The sequence below is a fragment of the Nocardia brasiliensis ATCC 700358 genome, assembly GCF_000250675.2.
Classification (GTDB): domain Bacteria; phylum Actinomycetota; class Actinomycetes; order Mycobacteriales; family Mycobacteriaceae; genus Nocardia; species Nocardia brasiliensis_B.
Genome location: NC_018681.1, coordinates 5,341,698 through 5,360,627, shown reverse-complemented (window position 1 = coordinate 5,360,627; position 18,930 = coordinate 5,341,698). Strand labels below are relative to the sequence as shown.

Sequence of the window (18,930 nt, the reverse complement as noted above, 5' to 3'; positions counted from 1 at the left end):
CGTGTCAATCGACACGGGGATGTCGATCGGCGTCGAGGCGGTGCACGCGAGGCGGCGACCCTGCTCCGGCGGCGTCGAGGTCTTGCCGGGGCGGGTGGCAGCGGCGCCGCCCGCCGTCCGGATCGCAGGGCTCGACGTGGCCGGCGCCTGCCTGGCGACCAGCGAAGGAACAGTTGCATGGCTCGATATCTGATCGCGGCGTCACCGATTCCCGGACATGTGACACCCATGCTGGCGGTGGCGGCCGAGCTGCGTCGGCGTGGTCACGACGTGCGGTTCCTGACCGGCGCCGCATTCGTGGACGCGGTCCGGGCGAGTGGCGTGCGGGCGACGTCCCTGCCGCACGAAGCCGAGGTGGCGCGGGTGGCCTCCAATAGCGGCCGGACCCCGAACCTGGTGCGGCGCTGGCGAACCGGCGCTACCGAGATGCGAACCGGCTTCCTGTCGCCACTGCGCGCCCAGTACCACGCGCTGCACGCAGTGCTGGAGCGGACCGAGTTCGATGCGGTGCTGGTCGATGTCATGTTCACCGGCGCGATTCCGCTCGTGCTCGGCGCCGCGGCGCGTCCGCCGGTACTCGCGTGCGGAGTCGTGCCGCTGATGTTGTCGAGCGCGGACTGTGCTCCGTTCGGCACCGGTTGGCAGCCTCGCGCGGGGCGCGACTACACCGCGATGAACCGGGTCGTGCAGCGCGTGCTCTTTCGCGGAGCGCAGACGCGGCTCGACACGATGCTGCGTGAGCTCGGGGTCGGTCCCGCGCCACGTTTTCTGCTGGACTGGCCCGTACTTGCCGACCGGCTCCTTCAATTCACCGTGCCCGGGTTCGAGTACCCGCGTGGTGACCTGCCCGGCTCGGTGGTCTTCACCGGACCGATCCCGCCCGGCGCCGCCCCGGATCCGGTGTTGCCGACGTGGTGGGACGCGTTGCGTACCGGGCGCAAGGTGGTGCATGTGACCCAAGGAACTTGGGACAACAGCGATTTCGGCCAATTGATCCGACCGACTCTGATGGCGTTGCGCGAGCGCCACGACCTGCTGGTCGTCGCGTGTACCGGTGGTGCGCCCATGCTCACCGCGCCGATTCCGTCGAATGCGTACGTCACCGACTTCGTTCCCTACGAACACCTGATGCCCCACGTGGATGTGATGATCACCAACGGCGGGTACGGCGGCGTGCAGCAGGCATTGCGCCACGGGGTGCCGCTGATCGTCGCGGGCGACACCGCGGACAAGCCCGAAATCGCCTCCCGTGTCGCCTATTCCGGCGTCGGAGTCGATCTGGGGACCGCTCGTCCCCGGCCCGCCGCGCTCGCGGCGGCCGTCGACCACGTCGCGTCTGCTCCGCACATCCGCGCGGCGGCCCGTCGGATGGCGGCCGAGATCGCCGGATACGCCCCGTTCGAGTCGATCGCCACGGCGTTGGCGCAGGTGTCGTCTGTTCATGCCAGGCAACGAGCCGATCCCGGCGTCGCGGCTACCCGAAACGGAGAACCCCAGTGAGCACAGTGTATTTCGATCCGGTCGGACCGCCGCGGACGGTGGCCGGGTGGGATCGCGGGCACGACTTCGCCCGCTGGCAGCACGAACTTCGTGATCGAGTGCTCGGCGAACTCGACGACTTCTTGAGGCAGGCTCGAATCGAGGAGCTGGCGATCACGGGTGTCGACGAGGTGTTGCGGCAGTACGTGCTCGGCGGCAAATGCCTGCGCTCCACCTTCATGTACCTGGGCTGGCTGTGCGGGGAGGAGCCGGATCCGGCCGCCGTGCGGGCGGCCGCCAGTCTGGAGTTGTTGCACGCCTTCGCTTTGCTGCAAGACGATGTGATGGACGAGGGGATGCTGCGCCGTGGCGAAGCGGCCGCTCATCTGCGACTGGCCGAGCGGCATCAGACGAACGGCCGATCCGGGTCGGCGGCCCGGTTCGGTGCGTCGGCGGCGACCCTGCTCGGTGATATGTGCCTGGTGTGGGCCGAACAGATGCTGCGCGACAGCGGGGTCGCGCCCGCGGCGCTGGCGCGATTGTGGTCGCTGTACGACCGGATGCGGATCGAATTGGCGGTGGGGCAGTTCGCCGACCTGTCCAACGACAGCCGGGAACTGCCCACCCTGGACGCGGTGCTGGCCATCGCGCGCGCGAAATCGGGCAATTACACCGTGCGCCGTCCGCTGGAACTCGGTGCGGCACTGGCCGATTGCCCGCCGACCACGAGAACCGTGCTCGGCCACTACGGCACGCTGATCGGCGAGGCCTTCCAGCTGCGTGACGATCTGCTCGGCATCTTCGGGTCCGCCGCGATCACCGGGAAGCCGGAAGACAGTGACCTCGGCCAGCACAAAGCGACCAGCGTGGTGGTCACCGCGTTCGAGGTGGCCGACAGCGCTACTCGAATCGAGTTGGCGGAGTTGATCGGTCAGCCGGTGCTCGACACCGCCGCGATCGCGCGCTGCCGGGAGTTGATCGCGGCGAGCGGGGCGCCGGAGTACATCGAGTCGATGATCGCCGACCGGGTGGCCGATGCCACCGAAATGCTCGGCGCCGCCGCGCTGGCCGCGGATCGGCGCGCGGCACTGGAACATATGGCGCTGCTGTGCACTGCGCGGCAGCTGTGACGAGGGAGAGATGATGCGCACCGTAAAAGGCCGCACCGATCATGTCGTGGTCGTCGGCGCGGGGCTGGCGGGTTTGTCGACCGCCGTGCACCTGGCCGGTCGAGGGCGTTCGGTCACGGTGGTCGAGCGGGACGCCACGCCGGGCGGCCGGATGGGCCGGCTCGACATCGATGGCTATCGCATCGACACCGGCCCGACCGTGTTCACGATGCCGGACCTGCTCGATGACGTTTTCGCGGCGGTAGGGGAGAAGACCGCGGACCGGGTGGATCTGATCCCGGTGGCTCCCGCCTATCAGGCGCGGTTCGCCGATGGCCGCACGCTCGACGTGCACAGCGACGCCGAGGAGATGACGCGGCGGGTCGGCGCGTTCGCCGGACCCGACCAAGCCGCGGGATACCGCAGGCTGCGTGACTGGCTGTCCCGGCTGTACGCGGCGGAGTTCGATCGCTTCATCGGATCGAACTTCGAGTCGCCGCTGTCGCTGGTGTCGCCCGCCCTGGCCCGGCTGGTCGCCCTGGGCGGGTTCCGCGGGTGGGACCGCAAGGTCGCCGAGTTCATCAGCGATCCGCAATTGCGGCGCGTCTTCACTTTTCAGTCGCTGTACGCCGGCGTCGCCCCTCAGCGCGCGCTGGCGGCGTACGCCGTGATCGCCTACATGGACACCATGGCGGGCGTGTACTTTCCGCGCGGGGGCATGCGTGCGGTGCCGGACGCGTTGGCAGCGGCAGCAACCGATGCCGGTGTGCGGTTCCGTTATGGCGCGTCGGTGACGGAGCTGGTCAGATCCGGCGGTCGAGTGCACGCCGTGCGTACCGATCAGAGTGACGAAATAGCTTGTGACGCAGTGGTCCTGACCACAGAACTGCACCGTAGCCACGCTTTGCTCGGCCATCGTTCGCGACGTCCGATCGCCGTACGCGCCGCCCCCTCGGCGGTGATCCTGCACCTCGGTTGCGACCGCGGCAGCGAGATCCCGCACCATTCACTGCTGTTCGGCGCGGCGTGGGAGAGCGTCTTCCGGGACATCATCGCCGACGGGCGGGTCATGTCCGACCCTTCGCTGCTGCTCACCCGGCCCACTGCCGCGGATCCCTCGCTTGCCCCGCCGGGGCGAGACCTGTGTTATCTGCTTGCGCCCGCACCGAATCTGACCCGCGGCGAAATAGATTGGGATCGAACAGGTCCGGAGTACGCCGAGCAGATCCTCGCCATCGCGCGCCGGCGGCTGGGGCCCGACGCGCTGCGCGGGGCGGAGGTGCTGCAGGTGGTGACACCCGCGGACTGGGCCCGTCAGGACATGCTCGACGGCAGTCCCTTCGCCCTGGCCCACACCTTCGCGCAGACGGGACCATTCCGCCCCGCCAACATGATCCGCGGTATCGAGAACGTGGTGCTGGCCGGCGGGTCCACGGTGCCGGGCGTCGGGATACCGCCGGTGCTGATCTCCGGCCGCCTGGCCGCGGATCGGGTCACCGGCACATGGAGCGAGGCCGGGCAGGCCGCCTTCGCGGATCGGCAGGTCCGATGACGCGCGCCGAACTCGACGCCGCGGGGATCAGCGATCCGGCCCTGCGCCGGTCCTACCGAGAATGCCGGGCGCTCAACGCCAGACACGGCAAGACCTTCTTCCTCGCGACACGGTTGCTCGCGCCGGATCAGCGACCCGCGGTACACGCCCTGTACGGGTTCGCACGGCGGGCGGACGATATCCTCGACGGCTTCGATCCGTTGCTCACCGTGCCCGAGCGCGCTGGCCGATTAGGTGCGCTGGCACAGCAATTCGAGTCCGGCGACGCAGACGGCGACCCGGTGCTCGCCGCGGTGCTGCACACCGCCGAGCGCTATCGAATCCCTGGGCATCTCTTCGACGCGTTCCTCGCCTCGATGCGGATGGACCTGTCGGTGACCGACTACGCGAACCGGTCCGAACTCGACGACTATGTCTACGGTTCGGCCGAGGTGATCGGACTGCAGCTGCTGCCGGTGCTCGGGACCGCGACGTCGGTGGCTCAGGCCGCACCGTACGCGGCGGCCTTGGGTAAAGCGTTCCAGCTCACCAACTTTCTGCGCGATATCGACGAGGATCTGGCTCGCGACCGCGTGTACCTGCCCGCCGATGAGCTCGCCGCGCACGGCGTCGATCGGGAACTGCTGCTGTGGTGTAGCAGGAATCGCAAAGCCGAGCCGCGGGTCCGTGCCGCATTGGCCGCACAACACGAGGTCACCCGGGGGATCTACGACTACGCCCGCGCCGGGATCGAGGCGCTGGCGCCGCGATCCCGGCCCTGCGTAGCGACGGCACTGACGCTCTACGCGCGCATTCTCGATCGCATCGAGCAGCGCGACTTCGAAGTCTTCGGCCATCGGGCGCGGGTCGGCACCGGGACGCGGCTGCGCGTCGGCGTATCCGGTGCGGTCGAAGCATGGTGGGTCCGTCGGCGCAATGACGCACGGCCTGTACCGGTTTCGGTGCCCGCACCGGTGCGTGGCACCGCCGATGAGGATCGCTGAGGAGGGCGCGTGGATCGATGGCATTATCTCCTCGTCCTGCTCGCGTGTGTACTGCTGACGGTCCCACTGGAATTCGTCGGCCAGGGCGTGTATCGCAGGCCTCGACTGCTGCTCGGCGCCCTCGTGCCGGTCGCGGCGTTCGTCCTCTGGGATCTCGTCGCGATCGCCGCCGGCGTGTGGAGTTTCAACCCGCGCTACGTGGTCGGAGTCCGGTTGCCGGGCGGGCTACCGCTGGAGGAACTCCTGTTCTTCGTGGTGGTACCGCTGTGCGGGCTACTGACCTTCGTAGCGGTCGAGCGGCTGTTGCGCACCGCCGCGACGTTGCGCCGGAAGCGGGCCGAGCGGTGAACTTCGGTGGCATCGGCTACACGCTGCCCGCCGTCGCGGCGGTCGCCGTCGTCTGCGTACTGGAGTGGAAATGGCTGCGCACCGGGCTGTTTCGCCGTCCGGCCTACTGGCTGTCGATGGTGATCGTGCTCGCCTTCCAGATCCCGGTCGACGGCTGGCTGACCAAGCTGCACGCTCCCATCGTCAGCTACGACCCGAAGCATATTCTCGGACTTCGCTTTCCGCTGGACATCCCGGTGGAGGACTTTCTCTTCGGGTTCGCGCTGGTGACCGCGGTGCTGCTCGGCTGGGAGCGGACGCGGCAGCGACAGGAGGAACCTCGACGATGACAGACGTACCCGTCACCGAAATCGGGCGCGATTCGCGCCGGGTGCGCTATCCCGCGGCGCCGGGCCTGGCCGATCTCGGCCGCGGGGGAATACGGCCCAGGGCGGTCGTCGTAGGCGCGGGCATCGCGGGGTTGGCCGCCGCGACCGGCTTGGCCGAGCGCGGTGTCGACGTCGAGGTCGTCGAGCGGGAGCATCATCTGGGTGGGCGAGTGGGCGGCTGGACGCAGCAGCTCCCCGACGGCACGCCGGTCGCCATGAACCGCGGCTTCCACGCCTTCTTCGCGCAGTATTACAACTTGCGGAAGTTGTTGTCGCGCAGCGATCCACAGCTCGGCAGGCTGCGCAGACTGGACGACTATCCGCTGATCGACGGCCACGGCCGCCTGGACAGTTTCCGCGGTCTGCCCCGCACGCCACCGTGGAACGCGCTCGCCTTCGCGCTGCGCAGCCCCACCTTCCGGTTACGTGATCTGATCCGGCTCGACGCGCGCGCGGCAGCGCCGTTGGCCACGGTCTCGGTACCAGGTATCTACGAGCTGCTCGACCACCTCGACGCGGAAACCTTCCTGCGCGAGATCAACTTCCCGGAAGCGGCCCGGCACTTGGCCTTCGAAGTGTTCTCGCGCAGCTTCTTCGTCGAACCCCGGCACATGTCGGCCGCGGAACTGGCGACGATGTTCCACATCTATTTCCTCGGCTCCAGCGAGGGACTGGTATTCGACGTCGCGGCCGACAATTTCGACGTGAGCCTGTGGACGCCGTTGCGGGAATACCTCACCGCACCCGATGTTCCGGGCAGCGTCCGGTTCCACCCGGGCGTCGCGGTGGATCGGATCGAAACCACCGGCGGCAGTTTCATCGTCATCGACGATGCCGCCGCGACGATCTCGGCCGACGCGGTGGTGCTGGCGGCCGATAGCGCCGGCCTGCGTCGCATCGTGGCCGCGTCGCCGACGCTCGGCACCGCCGAATGGCGGTCTGACATAGCGGATTTGGCGACAGCGCCGAGCTTCGCCGTCTATCGTCTGTGGCTGGACCGGCCGGTGCGCGCGGATCGGCCCGGATTCCTGGGGACCGGCGGGATGGACCCGCTGGACAACATCAGCGTCGTGCACACCTACGAACGCCAGGCGTCCGACTGGGCTCGCGAACACGGCGGCAGCGTCCTCGAACTGCACGCCTATGCGGTAGCGGACGGGCCGCCGCCGGACGGACAGGCCGAGCAGGTGCGCCGTCGGCTGCTCGCACGGCTACACGAGATCTACCCCGAAACCGCCGACGCCCGAATCGTCGGCGAAACCATGTTGTGGCGCGAGGACTGCCCTCGATTCGCGCCTGGCGACTTCGCGCGCAGGCCCGGAGTGCGGACACCGCAACCCGGACTCGTGCTCGCCGGTGACGGCATCCGCGTCGACCTACCGGTCGCGCTGATGGAACGAGCCGCGACCACCGGCTGGCTCGCGGCGAACGCGCTGCTGAGCCGGTGGGGTGGTGCGGGGCACCGGTTGCAGACGGTACCGGGGCAGGGGCGCTCGGCGGTATTGCGCTCGTTGGCCGGCCGCGGAAGGACTACTCGATGAACAAGATTCCGCTGCAACGGTTCTCGCCGGAGAAGTGGTCGCGGCAACGTCCCACCTACGCCGACGCCGATCCGGCACTGATCGCGGCGGCGCTGCGCTGGTCCCAGGGCCGGCCGTCGGGTAACTGGTACGTCATCGCCGGGAGCCGGGAGATCCGCCAGGATCGGCCGTTCGCCACAACGGTCGCCGGCGTGGAGATCGTCGCGTGGCGCGATCGCAGCGGCAGCCTGCACGTCGGTCCCGGGGCGTGCCCGCACCTGGGGGCCGATCTCGCGACCGCGCAGATCGAAGACGCCACGCTGATCTGCCGATGGCACGGCCTGCGGGTCGGCGCGCAGGGCCCGTCGCGATGGTGCCCGTATCCCGGCCACGACGACGGGGTGCTCGCCTGGGTTCGCCTGGACGCGGTCGGTGGCGAAGAGCCCACCGCCGCACCGATTCTCGGCGCTCGACCGGCCGATGCGACCGTACACGCGGTGACCCGCCTGGTCGGCAGCTGCGAACCGCGCGACATCATCGCCAACCGACTCGATCCCTGGCACGGATCATGGTTCCATCCGTACTCTTTCGCCCGTTTGGAGGTGACGCAGACACCGCCACGCCACGGCATCACCGACGACAATCACCGGTTCCTGCTGACGGTGACCTTCCGGGTGACGCGTCGTCTCGGCGTGCCGGTCGAGGCGGAATTCACCTGTCCGGACCCGCGCACCATCGTCATGCGGATCGTCTCCGGCGAAGGTACCGGCAGTGTCGTCGAAACCCACGCCACCCCAATGGGTCCGGGCCCGGACGGCCGCGCCCGGACCGCTGTCGTCGAGGCCGTGATCGCATACTCCGAGCGCCAGGGCTTCCGCCATGTCAGACCGGTGCTACCGCTGTTGCGTCCGATGATGCGGTATGCGGCCGATCGGCTGTGGCGTGATGACCTCGTCTACGCCGAACGCCGCTACCACCTGCGCAGCCGTCCGCGGTGAGGCCGGAAACCACGGGACCGGTCACGCAAGTGGACGGGCGTACCAGGTTAAGCTACCCGGATCATGGACAACGACGAGCCGACGAGAGATCCACGCCCGGGGGGAGCGCGTGCGGAGCTGGAGCAGGCGATCGCCCTCGACATTCGTGCGCTGACCGCGGTCTCCGAGGAGATCGGCCATGTCTTCGCTCGGTCGAACGACCTGCGGCCCAATGATTTTCGTGCCCTGCTGCTCATCGCCGTCGCCGACATGGAAGGCAAACCGCTCACCGCGGGACAGCTCGGCGGCATGCTCGGCGTCACCTCGGCGGCAGTGACTTATCTGGTCGAGCGAATGATCGCTTCCGGGCATATCCGACGGGAAACCGACGCCGCCGACCGTCGCAAGGTGATCCTGCGCTACGACGAGCACGGGATGCGGGTCGCCCGCGAATTCTTCACACCGGTGAGCAATCACATCAGCTCCGCCATGACCGGCATGACGGATACGGAATTGTCCGCCGCGCACAAAGTACTGGACTCCGTGATCGAGGCCATGCGCCACTATTACAGCGCTCTCGCGCCGGAGCGTTGAGTTCGCGCGGGCGCTGGGTTTCTGGCCCAGAGCCGACAACTCGGCTGTGATCTCTGCGTGAGATCGTCTGTGTCGCTTACGATTACTGGACGGGTCGAGCTGGAGACAGTGTTGCGCGGAGAATGGGGTGGGCACAATGGCGGTGGTGTCGTGGTCCGACAGCGGTAGTCCGAGCTTGCCCTACGAGGTGGTGCAGGCTTGCCTCGGGCCTGAGCTTTCTGCTGTCGATCGGACCGATCTCTGGCGTGACTACGTCGCCCGTAACCGGGGCAGGCTCGAGGTGCGATTCGACTCTCCGGCAGACTTCTGGGCCGAGGTCTGGACGCAGCGGGCCGTCGCCACGAGGTCGAACAGCACGGGTTGCCTCGAATTCGTCGAGTTCGTCTCCGGTGCGGCCGTATACGAGCGCAGCGACGAAATCGCGGAGTCCGGCGGGGACGACACCGCCGGGCTCTACATCACCATCGAGGGGCGAGTGACCCTGCACCAGGACGACCATGCAGTGGAATTGGGGCCGGGCCGGATGGGTGTCGTCCGCTACGACCAGGGCATGGGCGTATCCCACGGCGATGGGGCTCACGGCTACTTGGTTGGCATCCCCTCCTATGTGCTGCCGTCAGTGCGCGAACCCCGTGGGCTGCTCAGGATCAATCGGCAGAACGCCATCCTGAAATCCATTCGGCTGCTGGCGGGCACCCTTGCCGCCGAACGTCTGCAGCTGACCGCGACAGAGTTCGCCACGATCGGTAAAGCCCTTGTCGACCTGGTCGCGGGAGTGCTCGACCAGCAGCGAGCACCGCAGTTGGACACCTATGCAAGAATCGCCGCGGACGCGCGTCGGCGTATCGAGCTGTACAGCAACGACCCGCGCCTGACCGTGCAGACTCTGGCAGACAGCCTCGGATGCTCACGACGGCAGCTCGAGATAGCGATGAAAACCGCCACCGGGAGCACGCCCGGTGAGCAACTGCGCGAAACCCGATTGCAGCGAGCGTATGAGCGGCTCACCGATCCGGAAAACCGCGAGGCGATCGTCGATGTCGCGACCTCGACGGGTTACAGCTCACTGAGCGGGTTCCGAGCATCGTTCGCTGCCCGGTTCGACGTACAACCGGGGGAACTGAAGCTCCGGTCCCGGTCCTCGGATCCGTCACCGTCGCGACCGCCCTATCGAAACTGACCCCGGCGCACCCTGTCTCGCACCGAGCACCCGCGATCGAGCACATGAGCGCAACCGGCGCCGCCGGCGCCGAACGCCGCCCGCATTCGTCACGCAAAAACGTCTACGCAAAAACGGTTCCATCGAAATGGACGAGCTCGATAAGCTCCTTTTGCGGGATCACGATCAGTAAAGTGATTCCGTCAGAAGGAGGTGAGGCCGCTGCGGCAGCGCCGCCGCAGCGGTCCTATTTCAGCTGACTAATGTAGTCTGCGAAAGGCGCTGCCGATATTGCCGCTGCGAGAGACGGTAAGTCGGCTATTTCGTTCGATTCAGTACAGTTCCCCACCAGCTCTGGGAATATTGGCCTTTGTTGTAGACTTTGCAGATCGCGCCGTTCGGGATGAAGGCACTGCCTGTCAAAGTCACTCCCACGCGGATTTGTGTGTAGTGCACTAGGTCCCCTCTGGCGAACTGGAAAACCACCTGGCCGGGCTCGAGGGTCTCCGAAGTGCAGCCAACCGCTGTGGTGTACGACTCGGTGTACGAGGCACCGGCTTTGGCATTGATCACGGAGATCGAGATACTCACATCCCCGGAGTACGTAGTCGACACGGTACTGCCCGAGTCGATCCGGCAGATGCCGTTGTCGAATTCGCAGCCGGCAATCGGTTTCGAGGCTCTTACGCCGCGATCGATCTTGGTGATATTGATCGGGTTCAGGCCCGATGGCCCCGCCGAGCCCTGCGCGCAGGTGATCGGTGCTATTGCCATCACGAGGAGGCTGACAATAATATTTCGACGGATAATCATATTCTTCCCCTGGTTGCGAAATTGGGACGAGGTAGCGAGATTTGAGCAGGTCGTCGCTGGACTCTGTGTATTGTCCGGATTCAGCTCTTTGTGGCGGGAACACATCCGTGGAGCATGGGTTTCCGCTCCGTGAACGCTACTCAATGCAGCAGCTTCGATGGAACCGTTTTTGCGTAGATGTTTTTGCGTAGCGCGCGCCGGGCCATGAGTTGGTTGTGACGGCCCCTGGCGCCGTTGGAGGGTTAAGCTGCAACCTGCGAACAAGATCGGCGGCGGATCGTGAACTCGAGGAGGTTGTGGCCCTGTGGCTGTGCTGACCCCGCGCGAACGTCCTAGGCGTTGGTCGCTGGACGACATCGTCGTCACCGATCCGCCGATCATCCGGCGGGCGATCGGCGCGGCGAGCATCGGCAATATCACCGAGTGGTACGACTTCGGCGTCTACGCCTATTTCGAGCCCACGATCAAAGAGGTGTTCTTCGCCGATCTCGGCGACACCACCGGCACGATCGCCACCTTCGGCCTGTTCGCGGTGGCGTTCCTCGTCCGACCGTTGGGCGGCATGTTCTTCGGCCCGCTGGCCGACCGTATCGGCCGCAATCGGGTGCTGGCGACCACAATGATCCTGATGGCGCTCGGCACCTTCGCCATCGGCTGCATCCCGGACCAGAATTCGATCGGCTTCTGGGCGCCCATGCTGCTGCTGTGCGCGCGACTGCTGCAAGGCTTCTCCACCGGCGGTGAATACGGCAACGCGATGACCTTCATCGCCGAATACGCGCCGGACCGGCGGCGCGGATTTCTCGGCAGCTGGCTGGAATTCGGCACTTTCACCGGATATCTGCTCGGCGCGCTGATCGTCACGCTCGCCGACGCCACACTGAGCCACGAGCAGTTGCTGGCGTGGGGCTGGCGGCTGCCGTTCTTCCTCGCGCTGCCGCTCGGCATCGTCGGCGTCTATCTGCGCATGCGTTTGGCCGACACCCCGGCGTTCGCCGCATTGGAAAAAGAATCCGAGGAGCGCGAGAAAGCGAACAAGACCGGCGACGAGGCCAAGATCCTCGCCAAGCTCTGGCCGTACGTCCTGGTCTGCATGGGCCTGGTCGTGGTCTGGAACGTCCCCAATTACATGCTGACCTCCTACATGCCGACCTACGTCACCGCCACGGTGCCCGACGCGACCGGCGGTGGAGTGTCCGTGTCGGTTTCGCAATGGCTGCAGATCGCGGTGATGGCTGTCGCGTTGCTGGCCATTCCGGTGATCGGCTTCTTCTCCGATCGGGTCGGCCGTAAACCGATCATCTGGACCGGTATCGCGGCATTGATCGTGCTGTCGTTCCCGATGGTGCTATTGGTCCGCACAGACAATGCGTTCGCCGTTTTCGTGGGCCTGCTGATGATGGGGCTGACGTTGATCTGCTTCAGCGCGACGATGCCCTCGACCCTGCCCTCGCTGTTCCCCACGAAGGTGCGTGGCGCGGGCCTGTCGGTCGCATTCAACGTCGCGGTATCCCTGTTCGCAGGCACCACCTCGGTGGTCGTCGGCGCCCTCGTCGGCCTGACCGGCGATTTGAACTGGCCCGCCTACTATTTGATCATCGCAGGCGTCATCGGCGCGGTGTCGGTCTACTTCCTCCAGGAACCCAACGGCAGACACATGTGGGGTTCGGCCCCCGCCGCACAATCAGAGGAGGAAGCCGCCGAGTTCGTCGGTTCGCAAACGCCGACGTAGCGGGTCTGAATCGGTGCGGCTCGTCCGCTTTCGCGCTCACGATCACCTCTACTTCACCGATAGTTCGTGTTCTGCGAGGACTTTCTTGATCGTGAACATGAACTCCATCGCGCGAGGAAAGCCGCAGTAGACAGCCGAATGCAAAGCGGTTTCGCGTAGTTCCTCCGGGGTAATGCCCGCCGTGAGAGCCGCTTTGGCGTGCACCGTGAGTTCGCGCTCGCACCCGCCTAGCGCGGCCAGAATTCCGAGTGTGACCAGTTGCCGGGAGCGTGGATCCAATGCCGGGCGGCTGTAGATATCGCCGTAGGCCCAAGCCGCGATCTGATGACCGAGCGCGGGGGAGACCTCGTTCAGTGCACTGAGCACCTCCTCCCCGGACGTGCCACAGATTCTGGCGAGAATCTCCCGGCCACGTTCGAGGCGATCTCGGGTGGTTTCCTCCGGGGCCGACACCGGGTCGAGCATCGAATGTCCTTCCAGGGGTTGCTTTGACGACGCAGGAGTTCACAACACACGGCATGCGTGCCTGCCGCTCGAAGTTAGCGAATTTCCGCAACGGCGCACACCACCGACTGGATGAACGGTGACAGCCACTCGGCTGCCGTCCACCGTCCTCCGGGTGGCCCGCACTCGACGGCGAGCGGTGGGGCTGCGCTGAGATCGTCTGTCTAGTAGGCGGTTTCGTCGAGTGCGGCGGTGCGGTAGGCGCCCGGCGTCTGCCCCATGGTGCGACTGAACGTGTCGACGAAGGCGCTGGGAGTGGCCCAGCCGCAGCGATGCGCCGTCTGCGTGACGGAGGCGCCGGCGGTGAGTTCGAGCATCGCGTGGAATACCCGGGTGGTGGTGCGCCACTGCGGGTAGGTGGTGCCGAACTCGCCGCGGAACAGGCGCGCGAGGTGGCGTTCACTCGTGCCCACTTGCCGGGCCAGCCAGGTCATGGTCCGGGGCCGGCTCAAATCGTCGACGACGAGTTGGCAGGCTCGAGCCAGGCGCGGGTCCTGCGCTTGCGGGAGAGCCAGCGGCGTGACGTGTGCGCTACGGAGACGGTCGCGGATGACGGCGCGCAGCCGAGCCGATTCGCCTCGGGGGAGTTCGGGTTCGGTAGCGGCGATGAGCAGCTCGCGCAGCAGTGCGGACACCGCGAGGACGGTCGGTGACTCGTCGGGGAAAAGCGTGTCGTGGGCGGGAAATTCGAGCAGATGCACGTCGGCGCGCCCATAGACGCGGTGCTCGTGCCAGGTGCCCGCGGGTGTCCACACGGCGCGGTGGGCTCCCGCGACCCAGGTGCCGTGGTCGGTGCGCACCGCGAAAATGCCGCTGCTGACATACATCAGCTGATGTACGTCGTGCCGGTGACGAGCGATGACCTCGCCCGCCGGAAAGTGTTGTCGGATTTGCGACACAACTGGGCAGTTTATCGGAAGACCGAACCCCCGCGGCCACGCATCGTAGAGACATGCGAGCGACGAGATCACTTCGAAAGCCGTCCCCGGGTCCCGCGGTGCCACCGCGCCGTGATCGGTTGCGACGCATGGTGGCCGACACCAGGCCGCTCGCGCATACCGGATTCCGGCGCATCTTCCTCGGACAGTCCACCGCCGTCGTCGGGATGATGGTCACCTCGGTGACTGTTGCGGTGCAACTGTTTTCGCTGACCGGCTCGTCACTGGTGGTGGGGCTGGCCGGACTGGTCGGCCTGGTGCCGACGATTGTGTTCGGCCTCTACGGCGGCGCTGTCGCCGACGCGATCGATCGCCGCAAGCTGTATCTGTTCTCGTCGTCGCTCACCTGGGTGATCACGCTCGCTCTGCTGGTGCAGAGCCTGCTGGAAATCCGTTCTCCCGCACTGATTCTGGTGTTGGTCGCGGTGCAGGCCGGTGGGTTCGCGGTGTCGGCGGCGGTACGCGGCGCTCTCATACCGATGCTGGTGCCCGCCGAACAGCTTCCGGCAGCCAACGCGCTGAACTACACCGCGGGCACGCTGGGGCAAGTCCTCGGACCACTGCTGGCGGGCGTATTACTCGCGCTACCAAACGGATTCGCGCTCGCCTATGGCGCCGATGCGGTGCTTTTCACCGCCGCGCTCTACGCCGCCGCGCGACTGCCACCGTTGCCCGCCGCTGCCGCGCCCGCCCGTCCCGGCCTGCGTTCGGTGTTCGAAGGCCTGCGTTTCCTCGCCACGAACCCGGTGCTGTCGACCTCGTTCGCGCTGGACATCGCGGCGATGGTGCTGGCGATGCCGACGGCACTGTTCCCCCAGGCCGCGGCCGAGCGATGGCACGGAGGCGCGGGCGTGGGGGTGCTGTATTCGGCGATCGCTGTTGGTGCGTTGCTGGCGGGTGTGTTCGGAGGATGGATCGGGCGCGTGCGCCGCCAAGGGGTGGCGTTGAGTGTCGCGGTGGTGGTGTGGGCCGCGGCCATCGCCGCCGCCGGGGCGGTCCGGAGTTTGTGGGCCGTTGTGGGGTTGCTGGTCTTGGCCGGGGCGGCGGACCTGGTCAGCGCCGTCTACCGGGAGACGATGTTGCAGACCCAGGTGCCCGACGGAATGCGCGGACGTTTACAAGGTGTGTTCACCGTGGTCGTCGCGGGTGGCCCCCGCCTCGGTGATCTCAGAGCCGGTGCGATGGCGGCTGCCACGACGCTCACGATCGCCTGGTCCGGCGGCGCCCTCGTCTGCATCGCCGTGGCAGTGACCGTGGCCCTGAGCGTGCGATCGTTCTGGCGCTACGACAGCACGGCGCGTGCGTGATTCGCCTCGCGGTGGCCAAACGCTGCCGGTCATGACTTGACCGGCAGCGCTTGGTTGTTCGGCGAGCGGATCAGTGCTGGGCCGGGACGTGGCGGTCGCGTCCGGCGCCGTAACCGGCGGCCGCCATGAGCAGGCTCAATACGGTGAGCAGGATGAGCGCGCCGGTCCAGCTGGCGGTGGCGTCGTGCAGGATGCCCAGCAGCAGGGGGCCTGCCGCCGCCACGAGGTAGCCGATGGACTGGGCCATCCCGGCGAGCGCCGTGGTTTCGCGCGGGCCGGTGGCGCGCTGGCTCTGAAAGGTCAGGGCCAGTACCAGGCAGACTCCGGCGCCCAACCCGAGCAGGGTGCATGCCGCGAGGGCGAGGGTCGGCAGCAACAGCAGGATCGCGAATCCGGCGGCGACGACCGACGCCGCGATGGCCGCGGCGAACCGCTGATCGTGCCGGCCGCGCGTGGCCAAAGGCAGCAGCATGCCCGTGATCAGTGCGACGACCTGGTAGTAGAACAGCATCCAGCCGGCCGCCGCGGTGCTCATGCCCTGCGTGCTGAGAATGCTGGGCAGCCAGGCGATCGCGGTGTAGAAGGCCAGCGATTGCAGGCCCATGAAGAGGGACACCTGCCACGCCAGCCAGGACCGCCACGGTGTCCGGGCAGGCGCCTTCTCGGCCGGTGTGTCGTCGTCCGAACGGGCTTCGCGGAGCCGGGGCAGCCATACGACGAGCGTGACGACGGCAGGGACCACACCCCAGGCCAGTGCCGAATGCCACCCTCCGGGTAGGACTTTGGCGAGCGGGACGGAGATGCCGGACGACACGGCGGCGACCAGACCCATCACGGTGACGTAGAGGGCGCTCACCATATGCATCTGCCGAGCGGGCACATGCGTGCGAATCGCCGTGGGCAGCAGCACATTTCCCACCGCGATGGCCACCGAGAGCAGCACGGTCCCGGCGAACAGGCAGGCGATCGACGGGAGGGAGCGGATCGTCATGCCGACCGCGAGCACCGCGAGCGACGCCACGAGGGGCGCGACGATGCCGAACCGGTGGGCGACGCGCCCGACGAACGGCGACGTGACGGCGAACATCAGCAGCGGCAGCGTGCTCAGCACACCACCCGCGGAGGAGGGCAGGCCGGTTTCGTGTTCGATGGCGGGCAACAGGGTACCTACGCCCGTCAAGGTTGCGCGAAGATTGGCCGCCACCAACAGAATTGCGAGCACGAGCCCGATGGAGAGGGCGGGCCCGGTGCCCGGCCGCTCGGTCGTGGGCTCGAGGTTCGTGGTGGTCACTCTTGTGGTTCCGTTCCGTTTTCGGTGAGCTGGACGATCTCCGCGGCGTAATGGCGAGCGCCGACTTCGTCCCGGGCGGCGATGGCCGCGACGAGACCGCGGTGCAGCCGGGCGTGCGCCGCGGCCGTCTCGGGGACCCAGGGCATGGCGCCGATCTGTTCGGTAACCGCGACGCTGAGGGTGTCGTACAGCTCGGTGAGCAGGGTGTTTCCGCACGCGCGCACCACGGCCCGGTGGAAGCGCGCGTCGGCCGCCGCGGCAGTGGCCGGATCCGCTGCCGATTCGGCCTCGTCGAGGAGGCGCTCGAGCTGGACCAGATCGTCGTCGGTCCGCCGCGCCGCGGCCCGCGCCGAGGCGTACTCCTCCAGCACCGCGCGCAGTTCCAGCACGTCGCCGCGCTCGGAGGTGGTGGTGCGGCGCATCAGCACCGAATGCATTTCGTTCGAGGCGCGCACGTAGGTTCCGTCGCCTTTGCGGGCCTCCAGCAGGCCCAGGTGCACCAGCGCGCCGATTGCCTCGCGCACAGTCGTTCGCCCGACGCCGAGCTGCTCGACGAGGTCGTGTTCCGGAGGGATCCGCATGCCGACCGGCCAGGTGCCGGAGGCGATCAGCTCGCGAAGCGTGTCCACCAATTGCGCGGACAAGCTCGCGACGCGGCGGGGTGCGCGAAGTTCACTCATAAGGGCAACCTAACACCGAATGTCAGACATTTGAATGTGAGCTGGGTCGCGCCGAGACGCATGGGCCACGTACGCCGGAACATCAGCGCAGCGTGGTGAATTCAACGGCGAACTCGGCGTGACCCGTAGCCGGTGGGAAATTCGTCGAACGTGAGCTCGAACCCTGGACATACGGCATCTACGCAGACCGGCGGTGTTGTCGCAGGCGGATATTGGCTGCGACGGCGCGGTCGCTGCCATCTTCGCCGCGCCCCGCGGTGTTTTGGGCGGGCGAGTGCAGTCCGCAGCAGGCTGGGCTGGGGCTTGGCCGCCGTCGTCTCGCGGAAGAGGACTCGAACCGACGGCCGCCCGCTACGTGGTAATCAGCTGCGCAGGTAGGACGCGCCGTTCAGATCCAGGATCGTGCCCGAAGCCCACGCTGCGTCGGGGGAGGCCAGGTAGAGCACGGCGGCAGCGATTTCGTCCGGTGTACCGACCCGGCCGAACGGGCTCTGGGCGCGGACCTCGTCGCCGGCGTCGCTCGCGAGTTTCGCTTCTTGGCGCTCGGTACTGATGAATCCGGGCGCGACGGAGGTTACCGCGATGTCATGGGGTGCGAGTGCGATCGCCATGGACTGCCCGAAAGCGTGCAGCGCGGCCTTGCTCGCCGCGTAAGCGGGAAATTCGGGTTCGCCCCGGAACGCGCCGCGTGAGCCGATGTTGATAACGCGGCCGGGCGCGCCCCGCTCGATCAGATGCCGGGCGACCCCATATGTCAGGTGCGCCGCGCCGAGCAGGTTTACATCGAGCATCTGTTGCCAAATCCGTTGCCATTGCCCGAAATCGATTTCGGCGACCGCATGCCGGGTGCTGGCCGAGGTAGCGACGGCGGCATTGTTGACCAGGATGTCGATTCCGCCGAGCGCGTCCACAGCGGCCTCGACCACCTGTCGAGCGGTCTCCGGATCACCGAGGTCGCCGGTGATCATGGTGTGCCCCGTGCCGGGCAACAGCCGCAGAGTTTGCGCCGCGGCGTCGGCGTCCTTGCCGTAATGCACCGCCACTCGATCGCCGTTCTCGGCGAATGCCACCGCTACCGCCCGGCCGATTCCGCGCGACGCTCCGGTAACCAATACTCGTCTCATCGCGCGAACACCTGCGCCTCATCGGCGAACGCTTTGAACTCCAGCGCATTACCGGCCGGATCCCGGAAGAACATGGTCCACTGTTCCGCCGGTCGACCGGGGAATCGCAGGTACGGCTCGATCACGAATTCCACACCGGCCGTGCGTAGTTGCTCGGCCAGGGCGTGAAAGTCGTTCGCTTGCAGGAGTAGCCCGAAGTGGGGCACCGGCACGTGATGTCCGTCGACCTCGCTCAGGCCCTGCGCGGTGCTCTCGCCCGCCGCCAGATGGGTGACCAACTGGTGGCCGTGCAGGTTCCAGTCGATCCAGTGGTCGCTGCTGCGCCCTTGCTCGAGTCCGAGGACATCTCCATAGAAGCGGCGGGCGGCGTCGAGATCATCGACCGGGATGGCCAAATGCATGGCGGGACGAGGTGACATGGTCAGCACTCCTTTTCCTTCAACGAGGCTTTC

General features: G+C 67.2%; 20 protein-coding genes. 13 read left to right on the top strand and 7 right to left on the bottom strand.

The genetic code is table 11. The features are described 5' to 3' along the window. Window position 1: 1 nt before the first annotated feature. From O3I_RS44895 to O3I_RS23495, 11 genes are all read left to right on the top strand, one after another. Window positions 2–193 carry a hypothetical protein gene (locus tag O3I_RS44895; protein ID WP_141692249.1) on the top strand — a complete coding sequence of 64 codons (192 nt, stop codon included), beginning with the start codon at window positions 2–4 and terminating at the stop codon, window positions 191–193. Further along, window positions 178–1,500 carry a glycosyltransferase gene (locus O3I_RS23540; RefSeq protein WP_014985490.1) on the top strand — a complete coding sequence of 441 codons (1,323 nt, stop codon included), beginning with the start codon at window positions 178–180 and terminating at the stop codon, window positions 1,498–1,500. Before O3I_RS44895 ends, O3I_RS23540 begins: the two co-directional genes overlap by 16 nt. After that, window positions 1,497–2,609 carry a polyprenyl synthetase family protein gene (locus O3I_RS23535; RefSeq protein ID WP_014985489.1) on the top strand — a complete coding sequence of 371 codons (1,113 nt, stop codon included), beginning with the start codon at window positions 1,497–1,499 and terminating at the stop codon, window positions 2,607–2,609. The genes O3I_RS23540 and O3I_RS23535 overlap by 4 nt, the downstream gene beginning before the upstream one ends. Window positions 2,610–2,622: 13 nt before the next feature. Further along, window positions 2,623–4,140, top strand: coding sequence for a phytoene desaturase family protein (crtI, locus tag O3I_RS23530; protein ID WP_041564231.1), 1,518 nt, complete (start codon window positions 2,623–2,625; stop codon window positions 4,138–4,140). Continuing rightward, the gene (locus O3I_RS23525; protein ID WP_014985487.1) at window positions 4,137–5,123 is read left to right on the top strand and encodes a phytoene/squalene synthase family protein; all 987 of its coding nucleotides are present in this window, start codon (window positions 4,137–4,139) and stop codon (window positions 5,121–5,123) included. The genes crtI and O3I_RS23525 overlap by 4 nt, the downstream gene beginning before the upstream one ends. Before the next feature lie 9 nt (window positions 5,124–5,132). Beyond that, a complete protein-coding gene (locus tag O3I_RS23520) occupies window positions 5,133–5,471 on the top strand; it encodes a lycopene cyclase domain-containing protein (protein ID WP_014985486.1) in 339 nt (112 codons plus the stop codon). Then, entirely contained in the window at window positions 5,468–5,800 is a 333-nt protein-coding gene (locus O3I_RS23515; RefSeq protein WP_014985485.1) for a lycopene cyclase domain-containing protein, read from the top strand. Before O3I_RS23520 ends, O3I_RS23515 begins: the two co-directional genes overlap by 4 nt. Continuing rightward, the gene (locus O3I_RS23510) at window positions 5,797–7,380 is read left to right on the top strand and encodes an FAD-dependent oxidoreductase (protein ID WP_014985484.1); all 1,584 of its coding nucleotides are present in this window, start codon (window positions 5,797–5,799) and stop codon (window positions 7,378–7,380) included. Before O3I_RS23515 ends, O3I_RS23510 begins: the two co-directional genes overlap by 4 nt. Next, window positions 7,377–8,357, top strand: a complete 981-nt coding sequence (locus tag O3I_RS23505; RefSeq protein ID WP_014985483.1) for a DUF5914 domain-containing protein — start codon at window positions 7,377–7,379, stop codon at window positions 8,355–8,357. Before O3I_RS23510 ends, O3I_RS23505 begins: the two co-directional genes overlap by 4 nt. Window positions 8,358–8,420: 63 nt before the next feature. Beyond that, entirely contained in the window at window positions 8,421–8,930 is a 510-nt protein-coding gene (locus tag O3I_RS23500) for a MarR family winged helix-turn-helix transcriptional regulator (RefSeq protein WP_014985482.1), read from the top strand. A gap of 136 nt (window positions 8,931–9,066) precedes the next feature. After that, a complete protein-coding gene (locus O3I_RS23495; RefSeq protein WP_014985481.1) occupies window positions 9,067–10,110 on the top strand; it encodes a helix-turn-helix domain-containing protein in 1,044 nt (347 codons plus the stop codon). Window positions 10,111–10,407: 297 nt separating this feature from the next. On the opposite strand, the gene O3I_RS23490 is transcribed toward O3I_RS23495, so the two are convergent. After that, window positions 10,408–10,863 carry a hypothetical protein gene (locus O3I_RS23490; protein ID WP_014985480.1) on the bottom strand — a complete coding sequence of 152 codons (456 nt, stop codon included), beginning with the start codon at window positions 10,861–10,863 and terminating at the stop codon, window positions 10,408–10,410. 343 nt (window positions 10,864–11,206) lie between these two features. Here O3I_RS23490 and O3I_RS23485 point away from each other — a divergent pair, with 343 nt between their 5' ends. Continuing rightward, window positions 11,207–12,634 (top strand): MFS transporter, encoded by a 1,428-nt coding sequence (locus O3I_RS23485; RefSeq protein WP_014985479.1) that lies wholly within the window; start codon window positions 11,207–11,209, stop codon window positions 12,632–12,634. A 48-nt stretch (window positions 12,635–12,682) separates the two neighbouring features. On the opposite strand, the gene O3I_RS23480 is transcribed toward O3I_RS23485, so the two are convergent. Continuing rightward, window positions 12,683–13,099, bottom strand: coding sequence for a carboxymuconolactone decarboxylase family protein (locus tag O3I_RS23480; RefSeq protein WP_014985478.1), 417 nt, complete (start codon window positions 13,097–13,099; stop codon window positions 12,683–12,685). 203 nt (window positions 13,100–13,302) lie between these two features. Then, window positions 13,303–14,037, bottom strand: coding sequence for an AraC family transcriptional regulator (locus O3I_RS23475; RefSeq protein WP_014985477.1), 735 nt, complete (start codon window positions 14,035–14,037; stop codon window positions 13,303–13,305). A 128-nt stretch (window positions 14,038–14,165) separates the two neighbouring features. On the opposite strand from O3I_RS23475, the gene O3I_RS23470 reads away from it, so the two are divergent. Continuing rightward, window positions 14,166–15,383 (top strand): MFS transporter, encoded by a 1,218-nt coding sequence (locus O3I_RS23470; RefSeq protein ID WP_014985476.1) that lies wholly within the window; start codon window positions 14,166–14,168, stop codon window positions 15,381–15,383. 70 nt (window positions 15,384–15,453) lie between these two features. Here the strand turns inward: O3I_RS23470 and O3I_RS23465 are convergent, their stop codons facing one another. From O3I_RS23465 to O3I_RS23450, 4 genes are all read right to left on the bottom strand, one after another. Beyond that, on the bottom strand, window positions 15,454–16,674 hold the full coding sequence (locus O3I_RS23465; protein ID WP_014985475.1) for a CynX/NimT family MFS transporter: 1,221 nt from the start codon (window positions 16,672–16,674) through the stop codon (window positions 15,454–15,456). Continuing rightward, window positions 16,671–17,354: a FadR/GntR family transcriptional regulator gene (locus O3I_RS23460; protein WP_014985474.1), complete on the bottom strand. Its 684-nt coding sequence runs from the start codon at window positions 17,352–17,354 to the stop codon at window positions 16,671–16,673. The genes O3I_RS23465 and O3I_RS23460 overlap by 4 nt, the downstream gene beginning before the upstream one ends. Before the next feature lie 362 nt (window positions 17,355–17,716). Continuing rightward, window positions 17,717–18,478, bottom strand: coding sequence for an SDR family NAD(P)-dependent oxidoreductase (locus O3I_RS23455; protein ID WP_041562801.1), 762 nt, complete (start codon window positions 18,476–18,478; stop codon window positions 17,717–17,719). Continuing rightward, on the bottom strand, window positions 18,475–18,897 hold the full coding sequence (locus O3I_RS23450) for a VOC family protein (RefSeq protein WP_086006287.1): 423 nt from the start codon (window positions 18,895–18,897) through the stop codon (window positions 18,475–18,477). Before O3I_RS23450 ends, O3I_RS23455 begins: the two co-directional genes overlap by 4 nt. Window positions 18,898–18,930 lie beyond the last annotated feature (33 nt).

Excerpts from the sequence above, each read along its gene's own strand:
- O3I_RS23470 (WP_014985476.1), top strand. The coding sequence starts at position 14,166 with ATGGTGGCCGACACCAGGCCGCTCGCGCATACCGGATTCCGGCGCATC.
- O3I_RS23495 (WP_014985481.1), top strand. The coding sequence starts at position 9,067 with ATGGCGGTGGTGTCGTGGTCCGACAGCGGTAGTCCGAGCTTGCCCTAC.
- O3I_RS23510 (WP_014985484.1), top strand. The coding sequence starts at position 5,797 with ATGACAGACGTACCCGTCACCGAAATCGGGCGCGATTCGCGCCGGGTG.
- crtI (WP_041564231.1), top strand. The coding sequence starts at position 2,623 with ATGCGCACCGTAAAAGGCCGCACCGATCATGTCGTGGTCGTCGGCGCG.
- O3I_RS23505 (WP_014985483.1), top strand. The coding sequence starts at position 7,377 with ATGAACAAGATTCCGCTGCAACGGTTCTCGCCGGAGAAGTGGTCGCGG.
- O3I_RS23500 (WP_014985482.1), top strand. The coding sequence starts at position 8,421 with ATGGACAACGACGAGCCGACGAGAGATCCACGCCCGGGGGGAGCGCGT.
- O3I_RS23460 (WP_014985474.1), bottom strand. The coding sequence starts at position 17,354 with ATGAGTGAACTTCGCGCACCCCGCCGCGTCGCGAGCTTGTCCGCGCAA.
- O3I_RS23455 (WP_041562801.1), bottom strand. The coding sequence starts at position 18,478 with ATGAGACGAGTATTGGTTACCGGAGCGTCGCGCGGAATCGGCCGGGCG.
- O3I_RS23525 (WP_014985487.1), top strand. The coding sequence starts at position 4,137 with ATGACGCGCGCCGAACTCGACGCCGCGGGGATCAGCGATCCGGCCCTG.
- O3I_RS23490 (WP_014985480.1), bottom strand. The coding sequence starts at position 10,863 with ATGGCAATAGCACCGATCACCTGCGCGCAGGGCTCGGCGGGGCCATCG.
- O3I_RS23540 (WP_014985490.1), top strand. The coding sequence starts at position 178 with ATGGCTCGATATCTGATCGCGGCGTCACCGATTCCCGGACATGTGACA.
- O3I_RS23480 (WP_014985478.1), bottom strand. The coding sequence starts at position 13,099 with ATGCTCGACCCGGTGTCGGCCCCGGAGGAAACCACCCGAGATCGCCTC.
- O3I_RS23450 (WP_086006287.1), bottom strand. The coding sequence starts at position 18,897 with ATGTCACCTCGTCCCGCCATGCATTTGGCCATCCCGGTCGATGATCTC.